The organism is Methanobacterium lacus, assembly GCF_000191585.1.
Classification (GTDB): domain Archaea; phylum Methanobacteriota; class Methanobacteria; order Methanobacteriales; family Methanobacteriaceae; genus Methanobacterium_B; species Methanobacterium_B lacus.
Genome location: NC_015216.1, coordinates 2,564,956 through 2,583,753 on the forward strand (window position 1 = coordinate 2,564,956; position 18,798 = coordinate 2,583,753).

At 38.0% G+C, this 18,798-nt stretch carries 15 protein-coding genes; 9 read left to right on the forward strand and 6 right to left on the reverse strand.

All coding sequences use genetic code 11. From position 1 onward, the window contains the following. Positions 1–4: 4 nt before the first annotated feature. Positions 5–481 (reverse strand): NADH-quinone oxidoreductase subunit NuoE, encoded by a 477-nt coding sequence (nuoE, locus tag METBO_RS12475; protein ID WP_013646083.1) that lies wholly within the window; start codon positions 479–481, stop codon positions 5–7. A 175-nt stretch (positions 482–656) separates the two neighbouring features. Between nuoE and METBO_RS12480 the strand changes: the two genes are divergently transcribed. Next, entirely contained in the window at positions 657–983 is a 327-nt protein-coding gene (locus tag METBO_RS12480; protein WP_013646084.1) for a carboxymuconolactone decarboxylase family protein, read from the forward strand. Between the two features lie 114 nt (positions 984–1,097). Beyond that, positions 1,098–1,847, forward strand: a complete 750-nt coding sequence (gene fdhD, locus METBO_RS12485; protein WP_048186813.1) for a formate dehydrogenase accessory sulfurtransferase FdhD — start codon at positions 1,098–1,100, stop codon at positions 1,845–1,847. Between the two features lie 21 nt (positions 1,848–1,868). On the opposite strand, the gene hxlB is transcribed toward fdhD, so the two are convergent. After that, positions 1,869–2,453 carry a 6-phospho-3-hexuloisomerase gene (gene hxlB, locus METBO_RS12490; protein WP_048186477.1) on the reverse strand — a complete coding sequence of 195 codons (585 nt, stop codon included), beginning with the start codon at positions 2,451–2,453 and terminating at the stop codon, positions 1,869–1,871. Positions 2,454–3,221: 768 nt separating this feature from the next. Between hxlB and METBO_RS12495 the strand changes: the two genes are divergently transcribed. The 6 genes from METBO_RS12495 to METBO_RS12520 all read left to right on the forward strand — a co-directional run bounded on the left by METBO_RS12495 (position 3,222) and on the right by METBO_RS12520 (position 10,361). After that, the gene (locus tag METBO_RS12495; protein WP_048186478.1) at positions 3,222–4,079 is read left to right on the forward strand and encodes a LysR family transcriptional regulator; all 858 of its coding nucleotides are present in this window, start codon (positions 3,222–3,224) and stop codon (positions 4,077–4,079) included. Positions 4,080–4,192: 113 nt separating this feature from the next. After that, positions 4,193–5,119 (forward strand): carbohydrate kinase family protein, encoded by a 927-nt coding sequence (locus METBO_RS12500; protein ID WP_048186479.1) that lies wholly within the window; start codon positions 4,193–4,195, stop codon positions 5,117–5,119. 392 nt (positions 5,120–5,511) lie between these two features. Beyond that, the gene (thiC, locus tag METBO_RS12505; RefSeq protein ID WP_048186480.1) at positions 5,512–6,810 is read left to right on the forward strand and encodes a phosphomethylpyrimidine synthase; all 1,299 of its coding nucleotides are present in this window, start codon (positions 5,512–5,514) and stop codon (positions 6,808–6,810) included. 224 nt (positions 6,811–7,034) lie between these two features. After that, positions 7,035–8,612, forward strand: a complete 1,578-nt coding sequence (lysS, locus tag METBO_RS12510) for a lysine--tRNA ligase (protein ID WP_013646090.1) — start codon at positions 7,035–7,037, stop codon at positions 8,610–8,612. Positions 8,613–8,663: 51 nt separating this feature from the next. After that, positions 8,664–9,182 (forward strand): UGSC family (seleno)protein, encoded by a 519-nt coding sequence (locus tag METBO_RS12515; protein WP_013646091.1) that lies wholly within the window; start codon positions 8,664–8,666, stop codon positions 9,180–9,182. Between the two features lie 12 nt (positions 9,183–9,194). After that, complete coding sequence (locus METBO_RS12520) at positions 9,195–10,361, forward strand: hypothetical protein (protein WP_013646092.1); 1,167 nt, start codon at positions 9,195–9,197, stop codon at positions 10,359–10,361. A 67-nt stretch (positions 10,362–10,428) separates the two neighbouring features. Here the strand turns inward: METBO_RS12520 and METBO_RS12525 are convergent, their stop codons facing one another. The 4 genes from METBO_RS12525 to polC form a co-directional block, all read right to left on the reverse strand. Beyond that, a complete protein-coding gene (locus tag METBO_RS12525) occupies positions 10,429–11,682 on the reverse strand; it encodes a M20 metallopeptidase family protein (protein WP_013646093.1) in 1,254 nt (417 codons plus the stop codon). Positions 11,683–11,720: 38 nt separating this feature from the next. Continuing rightward, positions 11,721–12,068, reverse strand: coding sequence for a hypothetical protein (locus METBO_RS12530; RefSeq protein ID WP_013646094.1), 348 nt, complete (start codon positions 12,066–12,068; stop codon positions 11,721–11,723). A 61-nt stretch (positions 12,069–12,129) separates the two neighbouring features. Continuing rightward, the gene (gene nrdD, locus METBO_RS12535; protein WP_013646095.1) at positions 12,130–14,451 is read right to left on the reverse strand and encodes an anaerobic ribonucleoside-triphosphate reductase; all 2,322 of its coding nucleotides are present in this window, start codon (positions 14,449–14,451) and stop codon (positions 12,130–12,132) included. Between the two features lie 195 nt (positions 14,452–14,646). Beyond that, the gene (polC, locus tag METBO_RS12540; protein ID WP_013646096.1) at positions 14,647–17,973 is read right to left on the reverse strand and encodes a DNA polymerase II large subunit; all 3,327 of its coding nucleotides are present in this window, start codon (positions 17,971–17,973) and stop codon (positions 14,647–14,649) included. Positions 17,974–18,573: 600 nt separating this feature from the next. Between polC and METBO_RS12545 the strand changes: the two genes are divergently transcribed. After that, positions 18,574–18,735: a preprotein translocase subunit Sec61beta gene (locus METBO_RS12545; protein ID WP_013646097.1), complete on the forward strand. Its 162-nt coding sequence runs from the start codon at positions 18,574–18,576 to the stop codon at positions 18,733–18,735. Positions 18,736–18,798: the final 63 nt, after the last annotated feature.

Below are 18,798 nucleotides of genomic sequence, written 5' to 3' on the forward strand. Positions count from 1 at the left end.
TTCCCTAATTTTCGCCATCTGATTTGGATTGTCTTTCAATCCTTCGAAAAATCTTCTTAACATCCTTCAGAGTCATGTTTGATTCTACATCATCATTTATCATTGCACATGGTGCCAGGGCGCAGCATCCTAAACATCCGACAGATTCCAGTGAATATTCCATGTCAAATGTTACTTCGCCTTCTTTTATGCCCAAATGTCTTTCAATTCCCTCAATAATTTGAGGGGCACCCTTAACATGACATGCGGTTCCCTTGCAAACCATGATATGTTTCTTTCCCACAGGAGTAAATCTGAACTGCGTGTAAAATGTTGCAACCCCATATATTTCACTTTCTGAAACCCCTGTAAATTTAGAAACATCTTTTATTGATTCTTCTGATAAATATCCTAAATTAGCCTGAACATCCTGAAGAAGAGGTATTAATTCTGATTTAGTCCCTTCATATGTAGATAAAATTTCATTTAAAGTTTTAGTCATTAAAATTCTCCATTAAAAATTAGATCTCGATGAAAATATTATAGATTTTATGATGTATAAATTATTTTTGTAGATTATGAACTATTACTTTAAAAAATATATTGGATCAACTATAAAATAATATACATTGCAGGGATTATGCAAATTTCAGTATCAAAGTTTTGGAGATGATAATTTGTCAGATAAATCAGAAAAGGGATTACCAAAACATTATGTAAGTATCAGAGAAAGATTTGAAGAGTATGGTTCAGCTATAAGTGATTTAGGAAGGACAGTGCGTGAAAATGGACCTATAGATGAGAAAAATTCGCAGCTGATACAACTTGCAGCTTCAGCTGCTATCAGATCTGAAGGGGCTGTGCACAGTCATGGAAAACAGGCACTGCAAAATGGAGCATCACCCGATGAAGTTTATCAAACTTTGCTTCTACTAACCAGCACAATTGGATTTCCAAATGTTGCAGCAGCCATATCCTGGATAGATGACCTCTTCGAAGATTGAAATGGTTATTTTAAGCATCTAAAATTATTATTTTATTTTTTTTAGATTCTTTATCTAGTGGAACTTTTAATTTTATTGTGTAAAAAATGAATTTTAGTTGAGGGCATTTAAATGATGGAAATGTTTAAAGAAGTTAAAGCTGTTAGATTTGAAGGGAAACCCTCCGAAGTAATAGAAACCATTGTTAACGATGAAGATATTGAGATAACAATCAACAACAGTGTTTCAAGAAGATTTTCAATAAGTCCCAATTCCCTGAAGGAATTTACAGTGGGTTACCTCCTTGGTGAAGGTCTGGCTGGATCAGTGGACAACATAACCAACATCAATATTGATGGCAAAACAATCAAGGCTGAGATCGATCTGGAAGATTTTGATATTAGAAAAGAATTAGTTGTTGGATCAGATTGTTTTGGTGGCTGGAGAACTAAAATAGAATTTGTTGGACAAGTTGAATCTGAATTCAGTGTTGAGAGTAATGATTTGATAGATGCCTTTGGAAAATTAAAGAAAAAAGCTGAAGTCTGGCAGAAAACTGGGGGAACTCATGTTGCAGGGCTCGTTTCTGGTGATGATTTCATTGCTATTGAGGATGTGAGCAGGCATGTGGCAGTTGACAAAGTAATTGGTGCCGGTGCAATTGCAAAATTTGATTTTTCTAAGAGTTTCATTGTTTACAGTGGAAGAATGCCTGCAGACATGCTCATAAAGATTGCGAGAGTGGGAATTCCAATTATTGCATCAAATGCCGCTCCTACATCATCGGGAATTGCTGTGGCAGATGAAGCAAGAGTTACCATGGTGGGATTTGTGAGGGGAAAGAGGTTCAATATTTACACCCATCCCCACAGGATAATTCTTTAAAAAAAAATAGAGTTGAAAGTTTTATTCCAAAACTGTGTGTCTCTTTTTGAGATCATCTTCAGTTTTACCCATTTTATCCATGAGTTGAGCAATTAGGGCATCTAAGAATATTAGGGTGGACACTTCAAACAAAGTTCCCAGAGGGGATAATGATAAGTGTTTACCATTCATTTGCCTTTTTATATAATTTTTTTCGGAATCTACTTTTGTACGTCCCTTTATGTGCATTATAAGGTCTGATATTGTTCCAAGAGTGGATTTTTCATATGATGTTACTGCAACTATTTTTGCACCTCTCTTTTTAGCGATCATCGCTGTGCTTATTATGTAGCTGGTTTCTCCAGAACCTGAAATTGCTAAGAGACAATCTTCTTCGCCTATTGCGGGAGTTATTGTTTCTCCAACCACATAAACACTTATTCCAAGGTGCATTAAACGCATGGCAAAAGCCCTGGCAACGAGACCCGACCTGCCCTGTCCAAGGAGGAAAACATTCTTAGAGGATGTCAAAATATCCATCATATCATTTACATGCTCTTCGTCTGTTTCAGCCGACACAGCCATTACATTTTCTATTATTTCTTCAATTGCATCGTTAATAATCATTTCTTCACCGAATAATTTATTTATATTCATACATCATCAAAACAGATTGATGAGCTTATGATAGTTGAACATCTTACTTAGTAACTATATAAATTTATTAATTATATGATCTTCCCATGCATCCAATTTTTTTAACTAACAAATTGTCATTATCTTTTACCAATTGATGGCCCTTAATAATCAAATGCTGATTATTGGTTTTAAAACAAGTTTAAATTCATTTGAAAGTATGAGAGTGTGATCTGTATTTTTGAGGTTTGAGGATGTTCCCATTTTTTTGGTGATCATTTGATTGGTTAACAAGAGTCCGATGGGAACATCCTCAATTTTTACCTACCATTACTGGTGGGTGAGGATGCCCTTAAGAAGAAATTTGCCGATTTCTGTTTCTTATAAATCATTAATGGTAAGAAGCATCCTCAAATTGTTAGTTATTGAATTTCGTATAAAAAGGATTTTCATAATAATTAATCATTATAATTTAAACTGACCAGTAAAATTATTTAAAATCCTGAAAATCAAGCTGATATCTCCTAAAATGTTAAACTAGAGATAGATAATTATTTAAAAATGGTTTCCCATTGGTCAAAACTAAAATATACTGGCAAATACAATATGTAAATACTTGGTAACCTTGAAATATTCAAAGTGTTAACATATAATTAATGGCATTATACAAGAATTACTTAAAAATCTTCTTAAACTGGATTTTTCAATATATAGGAGTTATATGAGCTTTTAATTTGTTTGAAACTTTATGTGATCATCATGAATTACGATCCCAAACTTGGAATGGTTATAAACGGGCAGGAATTTAGTTACAAAATTTTTGAAACCCTTGAATGTATCGCAAAAACCTATTCCCAGAGGGAAGCTGCTAAAAAACTGGGAATTTCACATTCTGTATTAAACCGAAGAATAAAGGAATCTGAAGAAAAAATTAATTCCAAGTTGGTTGAAACCACAGGAGCAGGTTCTGGTTTAACAGAAAATGGTCATGATCTGTTGAACAAGTATAAAAGTCTGATGAAACGTCTAGAAGAAAGAAAGAAACCAGTAATATGCGGAGGATTTGTTTCAACAGGATTGATGGAAGCATTGATAGAAGAATACGATCTGAATGCTACTGTGCTACGTACCAATGATATGAGCGCCCTCGAACTTTCAGATAAAGACATGGTGGACATTTTAGCACTGGATGATCCTGTAACTGCATTTATCTATGATCTAGACATCATTCCAGTAGCCTACGATCATCTAGTTCTGGTGGGTGATTCTGCAGTCAATGATATTTCTGATTTAAATGGTAAGGATTTCGTTGAGATTCCCAACTCTTCACAGAGACTCGCATGGAACACAATGGACAACATGGGTATTGATTACAACATTGTCCAAACTGCAAGATCGCCACAAACAGCATTGAACGCTGTTAAAAACAATAGCGAACTGTTTACTTTCTTAAACAACAGCTTCACCGAAGGTTCTGACGTGATAAAAAATGAAACTAAACACATCGTAGGTGTTGTTCTACTCAACAAAACAAACAGCTCCCTAAAAAATTTCGTAAAATTTGTTGTTGGAGAAGCTCATCAAACTATTGAGAACAATGGTTTTTCAAGAATATAAACTCAAGTTAAATTATCATTAATTCCTAAAATTTTTGCTTTAAATAAAATTTCACTGATTTTGGGTACTTTCTGACTGTTTAAGTTAATTTTAAATATTTCAAAAATAAAAATATGGCGGGTGATTTATTGAACAAAACTGATCTACTAGCAATTGGACACACAGCATTGGATTACATCATACAAGTTAAGGAATTTCCTGAAGCCAACTCTTCAACATCGATTAACAAGATGAAAACACTTTTTGGAGGAGCTGCAGCAAACGTTGCTGTTGTAGCATCCACATTAGGACTTAAAGTATCACTTGTATCTGCTGTGGGTAGTGGTTTTATTGATTCAGATTACCATAACAAGTTGAAGGATCTTAGAATAGACACCCAATCAATGATAGTTATAGAAGACGAAAATACTCCAACAGCATTCGTTTTGACTGATAACGAGAAAGATCAGATCAGTTACTTCTACTGGGGTGCTGCTTCAGAATTTAAAAATTCCGAAGTACCATACAACGCAATTGAAAAGGTTGAAGCCGTTCATTTAGCCACAGGAGACCCTGGTTTCAACAGCAGATCTGGAGAAGCAGCCCATGACTCAGGAAAACTCATCTCCTTCGACCCTGGACAGGATCTGCACATGTACTCTGAAGCTGAACTCAAAGATGTTTTGAAGATAACAGACATACTCTTCGGAAATCATCATGAAATAAAGAGGATCCAGGAAATTTTAAACATGAACATTGATGATTTAAGAAACTTCGGACCCGAAATAGTGGTTACAACCTATGGAAAGGATGGAAGTCGGATAAATTCTGGGAATGAAATCAGAATTGATGCAGTACTGAAGGAAACTGTGGATCCAACAGGAGCAGGAGATTCCTACAGGGCCGGATTTTTAAATGCTTATCTCCGTGGTGAAGATCTTGAGTACTGTGGTAAATTTGCATCGTCGGTATCATCGTTCATTGTTGAAGCTGAGGGCTGTCAAACAAATGTACCTGATGAAAATATGGTAAAAACAAGAATGAATGATATGTGGCCCTAGTACTTGTTAAACTTAAACATCATCATACTTTTTTTTAATTTTATAGTTCCTTGATTGTGTTAAAATAAATATTAACTATTTGAATAATATTAATACTGGACTTTCTGAAATTGATTAAGGAATTTATCAAAGTCATAGTATTCTTCAGTTCTAGATAAAAAGGTTAAAATATAAAAAGAGTAACTTAATAGTATCATTCTACATAATGATCCTCGGTTTTGTTTCATGTATTATTTTAACAACACCTATTTTTATGTTGGGGCATAATGTACAATCATAGATTTTGATGATGAAGCCAAACTTCTTGGTCGTTGGAATGATTTTAATACTCAAAAACTGAACGGAACCTATTTCTGAACAGTGTTAAATTAAAAAAATAACATGGTGATTCTATGACACAAATGGATGATGCAAAAAAGGGCATAATAACAGAGCAAATGAAAGCAGTTGCTAAAATTGAAAACGTTGATGAAGAATTTATACGCAAATCAGTTGCAAACGGAACCATTGCTATTCCAAACAATGTTGGACGTGATGTAAAACCTGTTGGTATTGGAGCAGGCCTCAGAACCAAAGTTAACGCAACAATCGGTACTTCAACAGATATAAATGATATTGACATGGAAGTTGAGAAGGCAAACATTGCAATGGAAAATGGCGCAGACACACTCATGGAACTGAGTGTGGGTGGAGATCTTGACGGTATAAGGAGAAAGATCCTAAGCATAACAGACCTTCCAGTTGGAAGTGTACCGTTGTACCAGGCTTCCATCGAATGTATAAGGGAACACGGTGCTGCTATCTACATGGAAGAAGATGCAGTATTTAAAGCAATTGAAACACAGGCCAAAGACGGCATAGATTTCATGGCTATACACTGTTCAGTCAACAAAGAAACCCTTAAAAGGCTCAAAAGACAGGGTCGTGAAGGAGGTCTTGTGAGTCGTGGAGGAGCATTCATGTCAGCATGGATGGTTCACAACGAAACAGAAAACCCTCTTTACAAAGACTACGAATATGTACTGGACATCGCTAAAGAATACGATTTTGTCATAAGTCTTGCTAACGGTATGAGAGCAGGTGCAATAGCAGATTCCACAGACAGAGCGCAAGTTCAGGAGTTAATAGTTCTTGGTGAACTGGTTGACAGAGCAAGGGAAAGAGGAGTTCAGACCATAGTAGAAGGTCCAGGTCACATTCCACTCAAAGAAATATCCACCAACGTCATGGTACAGAAAAAACTGTGCAAGAACGCACCATTTTACATGTTAGGACCTATAGTTACTGACATAGCCCCAGCCTACGACCACATAGTATCCTCCATAGGAGCAGCTCAATCAGCATCCGCAGGAGCAGATTTCATATGTTATGTTACACCTGCAGAACACTTAGCACTACCAGGACCTGAAGATGTTAAAACAGGTTTAATTGCCAGTAGAATAGGAGCTTATGTAGGAGATATGTCCAAAGGCATCCACAACGGCGAATTAGACCTTGTTATGGCAAATGCCAGGAAAAAACTGGACTGGGAAGGACAGTATTCTGCATCAATTTGTCCTGCAGATGCCAGGGCTATCAGGGACGCTAAACCACCAGAAGACCCAGATACATGTACCATGTGCGGTAGTTACTGCGCAGTAAAACTGGTCAATGAATGGTTAGATGATGCCAGTAAAGATGTATTTGATTAAACCCTAAGATTTTTTTTGGGTCATTCGAATTTCACAAGATTCCTGGACAACATATCCAGGGACTTAAATTTTTTTGTTTTTGAACTCAGTTGTTAGCCATTGACTAAATTTGTTGATTTTGTGAAAACACAATCTCAGACTATAAATTAGTTAAACACTAAAAATTGAACCAAGTTCTCATATTAAATTTTTATAAGGAATAGTTTAAAGTAAAGGTGATTTTATTGAAACACTGGATCGAAAGGATCGCAGACGATTTGAATGAAAAAGATGTTCCGGAACATATAATTGCAAGCGGGACATCCATATCAGGATCAATACATATTGGAAATTCTTGCGATATATTTATCGCCAACGCAGTCACAAAAGCTCTTCAAAAGCTTAACGATGAGTCTAAAACCATCTGGATTGCAGATGACCACGACCCACTCAGAAAGGTTCCATACCCACTCCCAGAATCCTATGAAAAATATCTGGGCATACCCTACTCACAGATTCCATGTCCAGAGGGATGTTGTTCCAACTTCGTTGAACATTTTGAAAAACCATTATTAAGCCTTCTTGAAAACTTTGGAATAGAACTTGAAGTATATTCTGGAGCGGAAATGTACAAAGACGGGGTTTACGATGATTACATAAGAACTGCTCTGGAAAATGCTCCTAAAATCAGGGAAATATTCAACAAGTTTCGTGAACATCCACTTAAAGATAACTGGTTACCTTACAACCCAATCTGCAGTGAATGTGGAAGGGTTAACACCACCTACGCCCACAGCTTCGAAGGAGACACAGTATATTACAGCTGTAAATGTGGCCATAAAGGTGAAATGGACATAAAATCAGGTGAAGGAAAACTCACATGGAGAGTTGAATGGGCAGCAAGATGGAAAATATTCAATATTACATGCGAACCATTTGGAAAGGACCACGCAGCTAGTGGAGGATCCTACGACGTGAGTAAAATTATTTCAAGGGAAATATATGGTTACGATGCACCCTACCCAGTTCCATACGAATGGATAACTCTCAAGGGAGAAGCCATGTCAAAATCACATGGAGTCTTTTTTACTCCAGGACAGTGGCTAGAAATAGCAGAACCAGAAACTTTGAATTATTTCATATTCAGAAACAAACCATTGAAACACAAGGACTTCGATCCAACCATGCCATTTTTGGATTTCATTGAACAGTACGACAGAGTAGAACGTATCTACTATTCAGCTGAGGAACCAACGTCTGAAAAAGAGGGAGAAAAGTTAAAAAAGATCTACGAAGCATCCCAAATCAATCTCGAAGAATCTATGCCATTCCAACCTTCTTACAGATTTTTAACAGTTGCCTACCAAATTGCTGGAAACGATCCATCCAAGATATATGAAATTCTTAAGAAGAATTCTCAACTTCCAAAGGAAATGGAAGACAAAGATTTCAAAGAGATGGAAACCAAGGATCTCGAAAGATTTACCAGAAGAATTGAACACGTGAAAAATTGGCTTGAAATCTACGCCCCAGAATTTGTGAAGTTCCAGGTTCAAAAGAAACTTCCAAGGGTTGAAATTAACGACCAACAGAAGGAATTTTTGTTGAAAGTTGCAGACCTCCTTGAGAAGAAGGATTATGATACCGAGGAATTTTACGATGAAATGTATCTGGTGATACATGATCTGGATATGAAACCTCAAAAGGCATTTCAGGCAATTTACAAGGTTATTACAGGTAAAAAACAGGGCCCTAGAGCAGCTTCATTTGTTCTTTCCCTCGATAAAGATCTTGTAATAAGAAGATTCAGGATGAAAGACTGAATTTTATAAATTCCCCTATTTTTTTAAGGTTTTATCTAAAAACCAAAACATATGATAGTTAAAGTTGTAGAGAAGGATGTTATGGATCCTGTTGCAGAAACAGGAGATCATAAGATCGAATTAAATAAAGTGGATCCGGATTTCAAGAAGTTAACACTCTTCAACAATACAAAACCCGGAGCTGATGTGATTTTAGACTACCTAGGTGAAAATCTGGGAAAATCCGAAGTTATAAGGGTTAAAAAACCTGCAGGTGCTCCTGCAACACAAAATCAGCTTGAAAAGGCAGCCCTTGGCGAAGTTGTAATTTTAGGACTGGGAGATTGTGGTTCATGCTCCAGCTGGGTTATTTTAGATGCAATCCGGCTTGAAAAGATTGGTGTTCCAACAATTTCAATATGTTCCACAAGTTTTTCAGAGTTTTCCCACGAACTTGCCAAGGCCCATGGAGCAGAAGACTTGAACATAGTCACAGTTCAACATCCCATAGCAGGAACCAAAACATCGGAAATTCACGATAAAACCAGGAAAATGATGCCTTTAATTAAAGAACTGCTGGGTAACTTTTGAGGTTTAAAGAAAATGGTTCAAAATAACAAAATTGTTCAATCTGATGATATGTGTGCCTGCTCAATTGAGGGTTTGCTTGAGGAGAAAAAAGATGAAAATAGGCTTTGCTCTTCAAATCCAAATGATGTTGAAGTCTTCGTTGACCCTGATCCTGAAAAAATTAGTCAAAAATTTTATCTAAAACGAATGACAGACGGACTCCCAATCATACCTCCCACAAAGGAAAGGGTTTTAAAACTTCTTAAATATACTGATTTAGATCCAAATGAAACAGTGACTGTTTTACCGCCAAGAATGGGGATTGCAACTCCCGAGAAGATAGCAATAAATTCTGTTATGGCTGGTTGTTTACCTCAGTTCATGCCGGTTGTATTGAACTGTGTTAAGTCCCTTTCCTGTGAAAAATTTAATACTGCTGGGATAAATGCCACAACCCATCCTGTGGCCATATGCACCATAATGAACGGACCATTATCCAAGGAAATAGGTGCAGGTAGTGGTGCAGGTTGTCTTGGTCCGGGAAATCTTGCAAATGCCACCATTGGTAGGGCACTGCGTTTATGTATGATAAATATTGCAGGAGCTGTTCCTGGTGTTGGTGACCATGCAACCATGGGTTCACCTGCCAAGTACAGTTACGCCTTTGGAGAGAATGAAACTGAGAATCCCTGGGACTCATTGAGTGTTGAAAGGGGTCACGATCCCAGTGTCAGTACCACAACTACGATGGCTGTGGAAGCTCCTCAAAACGTGAATGATCACAGGAGCCAAACTGCTGAAGATTTGCTTGATACCATTGCAAAAACAGCATCAACACCTGGCAGTAACAACAGCCATGTTCCCGGTGAATTTCTCTTGATAATGAGTCCAGAACATGCTAAAACAGTTTACAAGCATGGTTTTTCCAAACAGGATGTGAAGGAGTATCTTCATGAACACTGCATCGTTGATGTTGAGCTTGCTGACAGGGGAGGTAGAAAGATCGAACCTGAATGGATCGAAGGAGACCATGTGCACCTAACCCGTTCACCTGAAGACATTGTTCTGGTTGTTGCCGGGGGTGTGGGCAGACACAGCATGCTATGTCATGGTTTTGGGACTTCCTCAGAATCTGTTACCCTTCCAATCATGCTTAAAAAGGGAATTATCCCAAAATCTGTTGAAGACTTCAAAAAGTAAAGGATCCCCAACCACTATTTTTTTTTATAATAATTCTTGAAAATAAATGTAGTATGGATCTAAACCATTAGATCGACCGTTGTTTTAAATAGTTGTGAAGCAAGCAGCATTCAAGTTTTGTTGCAAATTTCAATGCATCATCATCAACCATAAATCCGGGATGATGGTTTGGTCTTGATTCAGAGAGTGGTTTGTTTTGAGGTGCTGTTCCAAAGTGTAGGTAAAGCCCAGGCACCTTATTTGAGAAGTAAGAGAAATCTTCAGATCCTGTTGTGGCCGGTTTAAGTATCATATTACCATCTCCTGCTACTTGTCTGATGGTTTTTAGCATATTTTTGCAGAGATCAGGGTCATTTTTGTTCATTGGATCGTGTTGTCCCATGATTATCTCAGCTTCACATCCATGGGCCTTTGACACGAGTTTGGTGATTTCAGTGACTCGTTTAACAAGTAGTTTAAGGTTGTTTTCATCTAGTGCACGGATTGTTAATCCCATTTCAGCATGATCAGGAATTATGTTAACCTTAATACCTCCATGAAAGTAGCCCACTGTAACAACAGCGGCTCCCCTCATAAGATCCGCTTCCCTACTCACAATAGTCTGGAGGGAGTTTATGATGGCAGCTCCTGCAACTATGGGATCCCTTCCCACCCATGGCATTGAACCATGGGCCTGAACACCCTTAATTTTAATTACAAGATCATTTAACCCTGCATGAGTGGTGTTTTTGCTAAGTAGTACTGTGCCAGGATATGCTTTGCTGTATGGATGTAGAGCAAAGATTGCAGAAACATCAGGATTTTTCAAGGCACCCTCACTAACCATGAGATCTGCTCCTGCCTTCATTCCATCTGGAACACCTTCTTCAGCGGGTTGAAATAAAAATACAACATCTCCATTTAAATCATCTTTAAGTTGATTTAAAACTGTTGCGGTTCCCATAGCTGTCGCTGCACTGGCATCATGTCCACATACATGAGATACATAAGTTTCCTGCCCATTGTAAGTGCCTTTAGATCTTGAGGCATAGCTCAACCCAGTGTCTTCCTTAACTGGAAGAGCATCGAAATCTGCCCTAATAGCAACTGCATTTTTAGAGTTTTCTCCCTTTAAAACAGCTTTGATCCCTGTTTTCGCGAATGGATAAATAACTTCCAATCCATCCAAGGTTTCGAGATAGCTTGCAATGTACCTTCCTGATTCAAATTCTTGATAAGCCAGTTCCGGGTGTTGGTGAAGCCATTGGAACTGTTTAATTTGTTCAGGAGCATGCTCAATGGTGAGTTGATTTACAAGGTCTTGAAAAGATTCTTTGCCCATGAAGTTCACTCCATATGCTTATTGAACTGTAAAAAAATTTATATTGTTAACTTTCGAGTGGCCCTATCAATGACAGCGACCCTTAACATCTCATTCCAATCATGGAAATCTGAGTTTTCTTTAACCAGAAGATTCCATTTTTCAGTTTCGATCGCATCCCTAAATTCGATCTCATTTTCAATTTTGAAATCACTGGATCTTACCATTTCAGAGAAATTTTTGAATTCAGTGTGTTTTTCCATGAAATTTGGTGTCAGCAATTCATTTTGAACATAATCATAATTGATCTCTGACAACCTGAATTTTTCAGTCTTCATTGGATCAATATCCTTGTGGATATTTTCCAACCTCTTTTTTAGGTTAAAGTCTTCATTTTCAGGTTTCATTTCGTCCCACTCCAAGGGTGTTAAAAAAAAGATGTTTAAAAAAAAAGGATATCAGGACATTTTAAAATCTTTTTCTGTCCATTAGTTCCTTCATTTTTCCAGGATTCCAACCACCAGATGCTGATCTAGATCTTCCCACTTGCTGAACATAGCCAGTTATACGATCGTACCATTCAACTTCTGTTGTTTCACCACAGTTACCACACTGTGTTTGAAGACCTTTCATCAGAGTTTTACATTTAATGCAGAAGCTCAGTGCTGAACTGTATGCCCAAAAGCCTATATCTGAATTTTTAGCTATTTTTTCTGTGAGGCTCATTAGTGAATCTGGATTGGAGTATGATTCTCCCATGAATGCATGGAATATGTGTCCTCCAAGTGTCAATGGGTGGAATTTTTCTTCGATCTTTATCTTTTCAGGTAACAGCACATCGGAGTTTACAGGCACGTGTGAAGAGTTGGTGTAGTAAGAAGCCTCAGCATCTCCCTGTAATATTGCTTTGTCCCCATATTTTTCTTTATCCAATGTTGCAAACCTGTAAGCAGTTGATTCAGCTGGAGTTTGAAGTACACTCCACCTCAGTCCAGTTTTATCCTTGAGTTCATCTGCCCTCTTGTTTATGTGCTTGAGAACATCTAAACCAAACTTCCTTGCATCGTCATCATCGATACCATTTCCACAGTGGGACATGAGCATCTCATTCAATCCAACAAATCCAAAGGATAAAGTTGCATTGTCGATATGGTAGTATCGATCTCCTTCTGCTTCCTGTGTCAGGAATGGTAAAAGGTTGTAATTATCAAGACAATTCATGGCCTGCTCTCTTCTAAGCATGAGCACTTCTTCTCCAAGTTTCATGTAGGAGTCCAAGTACTCAAACACATCTGTATCATCCCTTGAATTGTAAGCAATTCTTGGAAGGTTGAGAGTTACGTAGGCAAGGTTTCCAGTTCTGAAACAATCCTGTTCCCAGTCTCCTGTCCAGTTATCTCCTAGAGATGTTCTGCATCCCATGTAGTTGGCCATGTCTCCCCTGTAATCTGGAAGGTTGTTAACAAAGTAGGATGAACCATACTTGGCTGAAAGTTCGTGAACAAGTTTTAAATCATCATAAAACTCGTCATTCATCATATTGGCCCTTAGATTGTAGATGGTATTTGGGAAAAGGTGTGGTTTTCCGTCAGAATCCCCTGCCAGAAGTGTTTCAGTGAAAGCCCTCTGTAAAAGACGGGTTTCTTCTTCATAGTCCCCATAAACTCCTACCTGTTTTCCCTTGGGACCGTATGCAGGTTCGTCTTCAAGGAACTTAGGCACTGTAAATTCTAGGTTCATGGATGTGAAAGGAACTTGTGAACCCCTTGCAGCGTATGCCATGTTCAAATTGTATATGAGCATTTCAACTGCCTGTTTAACCTTTCCATAAGGCAATCCAGCAGCAAATGGTGCAACAAATACATTCCATAGACTCATTGACTGTCCACCGCTCATGTTTTGCTGTGCAGCCAACATTATTTCCCCGGAATGGTTCATTAAAGTTTCTATATGGTTTGGAGGTCCTGCTACTGATGTGTGATCGCCGGTCCCATCAACTTTAAGTCCATGTTTAATGAAAAAACGAAGATCATGCTGCAAACAGTTTAAAGGTCTGCCTGCAAAAAATTCTAAGTCATGAATATGAATATCCCCACTCATATGGGCGTCGGCAAGCTCGTTTGGTAAAATTCTCAAAAGAGCATACTGTTTCAAAGCTTCATCTGCAACATATTTGTGAACTGTTTCAGGGTTGTGGATCATGTTGGCATTATCACGTGACCCATTTTTTATCAGGTTAGTGATGTTGTAAACAGGAATACCCAGTCTTGTATATTTCTTACGGAGAGTTTCTAGTCCGTTTTCAACCAGTTTAGTGTTTACAATTTCTCTTATCATTGGAGCCGTTAAGTAGTCCACATCCAATTTTTTAAGTTCTTTCCATGTTTGTGTCGCTATTTTTCTGGCTAATTCACCAGATGCTTCTGTTTCGACGATTAGAGTTTTTTCTATTTTTCTCTGATCGAACGGTTCTATCGTGTCCCTTGTGGTACGCACCTTCAGGGCGGTTGATGCCAGATATTTGTCAGCTGTTTTTAAATCTACCTTCTTGAGGCAGTCGTAAACTAACATTTTTATCTCAGCTGTTGATATTCCATCATATGCTGCCTTAGCAACGTAAGATGATATTTTTTCAGCTGCCCATAGTGGGGCTCCCACCATTAAGCATGATTTCACGATTTTTTCATGGGTAAATCTTTCAAAGATCCCATTATTCTTTATGACACACGTTTGTGCCCTTGTTGGAAGAGCGGCTATGATCCGTTCGTTCCTTTCTATATCTTCCCTCATGACAACACCTGTATTTTATATTTATTTCATGACTATTAATTTTTATTCTTATTTTCGACGAACCTATAGGATGTGACCTGTTTCAAATCTACTAGTTAAAAATTGTTTGTAGATTCAAAAACAAGTTTTTCTGGTTAAACTGTTTGTATCCACACATATTAAAATGTTTGGTAATATACGAATAATCTGTCCGGTTCATAAGAAAACATCCAAAGAACTTTGTTTAGACTTATCACTCTCAAATAGTGAGTTTATGCTTGTTTCAATTAGTTCTATCCTTTGCACAAGGTATTCATCTATAGGATACCTTTGGGAAAGATTTTTTGATATTTCAAGGTATTTGACTACGGATCCCTTTGATATGCTTAGTATAAGATTACTGCCACATGAACAGTTTCCAGATAATGGAATCCTACGATATTTCCTTCCACATTTTGTACATCTAACCTTCTGCCTAGAAAATGCTCTGCTGTTTCCTGCCATATCCGGTAGGAAATGCGAAGTTAAAACTCCTTCAACAACACCCTTCTGATCTACTGCCCGTATTCGCTCTGCAAGTTTAATCTGACCATCAACCTTTTCCTTCATGGTTGGAAGTGTTTTGTAGAGGCATACCTTTGGGCCGCTGTGGATGCTTGAAGTGGTGTGTGAGTAGATCAAACCTTGATACTGATCCTCGGTTCCCAGCCTTCTTTTAACATTGTCAACCAAGTCAAGTACATCAGATGGTTTTTCAAAATCTAAGGTCTTTTCGTAGAGTTCTAGTGGAATATAAGGCATGGCATCTATGTTGTGTGATTCATCATCAATTTCTTCAGGATCAATACGTGAAGACAAAACCAGTGGCGCATCCATCTTACCACCCCTTGTACTTGGAAGATAAACCTTGGAAAAGTTCAGCAAAGCATCCAAAAGCAACATAATGGAATCTTCGTCACTGTCGCAATTTCTCCTCTTAGCTGAGTGAAAGTATGGATGGGCATAACAACATGCTGCCTTTGTGAAACCCACAATTCTACCAAGAACCCCTGCCGAGGTATGGGGTGCAAGGCCAACAACCAGTTGTCCCACAAGATCTTCCCTTGTTTGTACGTTGTAGAACCTCTCAAGTCCGTATAGCTGCTCAAGAAGATCATCCACAAAATGGGATACCCTGATCAAGTAGTCGCCGCAGTTCTCAGAGACAACCACATCTTGAATTTTGATCTCAACTATCTGGTCAGGATCTTCAATCTTGTCACCATGAATATCATTTGTGTATCCAAGTTCCAGTAGTTTCTGAGGAGTCACACCAATTTCACTGGGTATGAAGTGGGTGAGTGGAAGGTTGGTTGAATCATGCCTAATTGTAGCATCTTTAAAGGTAAAAACATCATTTTTAGCCCTTAATATTCCTTTTTCCAGGGGTTCTGGGAATTTGTCTTCTGATATCATCCCAACCACGCCCTTTATTTCATCAATTTTCCTGACACCCACATTTTCGTATGCCTTTTTAAGGAGGTTTGCAAGGTTGATTCTTTTCTTTCCCGAGCTAGTAGGTTCAGTTCTAGCACCACATACTGGACACAAAGCCTGCATCGATCCAACACCACATTCAGTGCATTTACATCTTGCTATGTCTACGTTAATTGTGCCCTTCTTAGCTGCATCAATTATGTTACGCCTGTTTCCTCCATTTGTTCCAATTGGGAAAAGAGCGTGAGGTGCTGGTTTCATTTTCCTTTCCTTGGATTTTTCAGGCCTACCCACCCTGGCTCCAAGATAAGTTGGTGCCTTGGCCATAATTTGAACTGGAGCAATTGAGTTCACAGCTTCCAATGTGTTTGAACCTTCAGTTTCCACTGGCCGGTTCAAGGTATTTAAAAGCACGTAAGCATCTTCCCTAGAGATAATCAGTTCATCTCCATCAATCTCGTGGGGAATTCCCAGAACTTCTAAAATCCTTTTTTCTGGAGAGATAGGAAGTTTTAATCCACCAGAACCTTCATCATAGATCCTTTCTGAAACTGCCTTTAAATCAGGGTCGTCACTGGTTTTCAGTTCCCTGTTTATGAACTGGATCAGTTCGTTGATGTCCTGCGTTGTTACATCATGATAGCAGTAGGTGTAATCTGGATGTAGTGGAACATCATATTTCTCTGAAATTTCAAATGCAGTTTTAGCATCAATTTTTTCGGTTTCAAGAGACTTTATATCTAAATCAGATTCTTGGTAACTCTCAGATTTTTGAATGGTTTGAACCCACCATTCACTGCACCATCCTGCAGGAAGCATTATATGGTTGTTTCTCAAAAATTCACCGAACGGTACAAGCATGTCGCCTAAAAATACTATTTCTTCGACTTGATATTTTATTTTCTTTGCCTGTTGTTCAGATTCTACTTTAACAACACTACCGTCCTTTAATTTAACTATGGGTCCTTCGATACTGTCACATGGAACTACACAGTTTCCTTTACCAGGTCTTTCAATTTTCATCTGGGTTCCAACTGCCAAGAACTCAACAATTTCCATTGTTGAGGGGTGTACGCCCATGGCTGCAAGGCCAGCATTTCTGGATCTGCCATACCTTAATCTGAAACCGCCCTTAGCCTGAGGATATGCCATCACAGGTCTTCCACCTATGATATCACGCATGTACTTATCATCTACTTTAGGAGCAGCATCAGAATCATCAGCATTAGGATCTGGGGCCTTTGAAAACTCACCCAACCAATCCCATCCATCTATCTTTAGTTTCTTAGCATATTTCATGACCTTGGGGGCCTTCTGTATAACTCCCTCTGCAATTGCAAGTAGAGCACCTCCCCTAATGTTGTTGGTTTCAACACGTTCCAGATCCCTGTGAGACACTTCTATCTTGTCTGTTGGCTCCCCCGTAACTTCTACAGGTATGTTTTTAACTGCTTTCCTGACTTCTTCTGGTTTTGGAGAGTACTGGAGGTTTGTGACTTCAGATTCGTAAAGCTCAACCTCTTCCACGTATCTTTCGATCTCAGTATCTACAGGTTTGTAAGTATCCAACTCAAGTGAAATTCTAATGTAATCTCCTATTAAAACTGCAAGTGCTGCTGCTGTACCTCCAGCACTCCTAATCGGTCCTGCAAAATAAACAGCAAGGTAATATCCGCTGTCAAAATTTCTCTTGATCTTGAGTTTGGCTATTCCCTCCAGCGGAGCCGCTACCACTCCTTCAGTTAGGATGGCCAAAGCTGTTCTTATGGCCTGATCAGATTTTTGTTCCCTGACTTCGAGGGTATCATCCCTTCCCTCAACATCAGTATCTGTTACGATTTCTCGGGCAATTTGGAAGGCTACTTCTTCACGGGAAATGTCCGTTTCCAGTTCCTTTATTCTGGCAGCAACACCTTTAGGCCCAACCAATCCCTCAACACGCTCGGCAAGGTCCTTTGCTAATGGAATTTCAGGTTCAAGTTCAATATCATGCCCCTTAGACCTGGCACTTTTAGCTATTTCATATAATTTCAGTGTTTCTTTCTCTAAAACCTCAAAATATCCCATGTTGCTCCCTTTTCCTTTGATGTATGCAAATTTTTAGTTTAAATGTTAAAATAACTCCATAAATTTCTTTAGTGACTTTGTAATCCTATTATTTTTATGTATAATCCAACATTTAAAGTTTGGGAAATCAACCAAACAGTGAAAAAACATCTAAAACAATCTTAATTAACAAATAAATATCGTATAACTATTAATTATCCAAACTGGTAATTTATATCCCTATTCTTCACGGTGATTTGTGATCCATATGGTTGCTATTTCTATCCCCATGTTATCTAAAATAGACACAAAATCCCATTCTGCACATGTTCCGCTTCAGTGCAAACAAAATTACAAAAAATAGTCTTGTTGCCTAATTATTCAAAGATAAAATAACAAATACATTCCCTGTTAATTATTAAACCATTCTAAAGATTTTAAACCCTGAATTGGTGAGATGTTTTAGTCACGTACCTACCATTTTTTTTAGGGGATTAATTTAATAAACCAAAAATCCATATAAATAAAACCATACAGATATAAGGATTAAGATATAAAGGATCAAATCAGTTGTATAATATGATATTTTTATTGTATTGATAATTTAAGTGGTGATTATAAATGGCAAAAAAAGATAAACAAGTACTTCCTCCAAGCGGTGCCGGACTTGTGAGGTACTTTGAAGACGAAACTAAGGGGCCTAAACTTTCTCCTGAACAAGTCGTCATTATGACAGTTGTTCTAGCAGTATTCTGTATTGCATTGAGGTTTACTTACTCTTAATTAAAAAAATTTTTTTATTAAAATCTATATTTTATCGTGTGCACACGAGCACTTTTTCACATA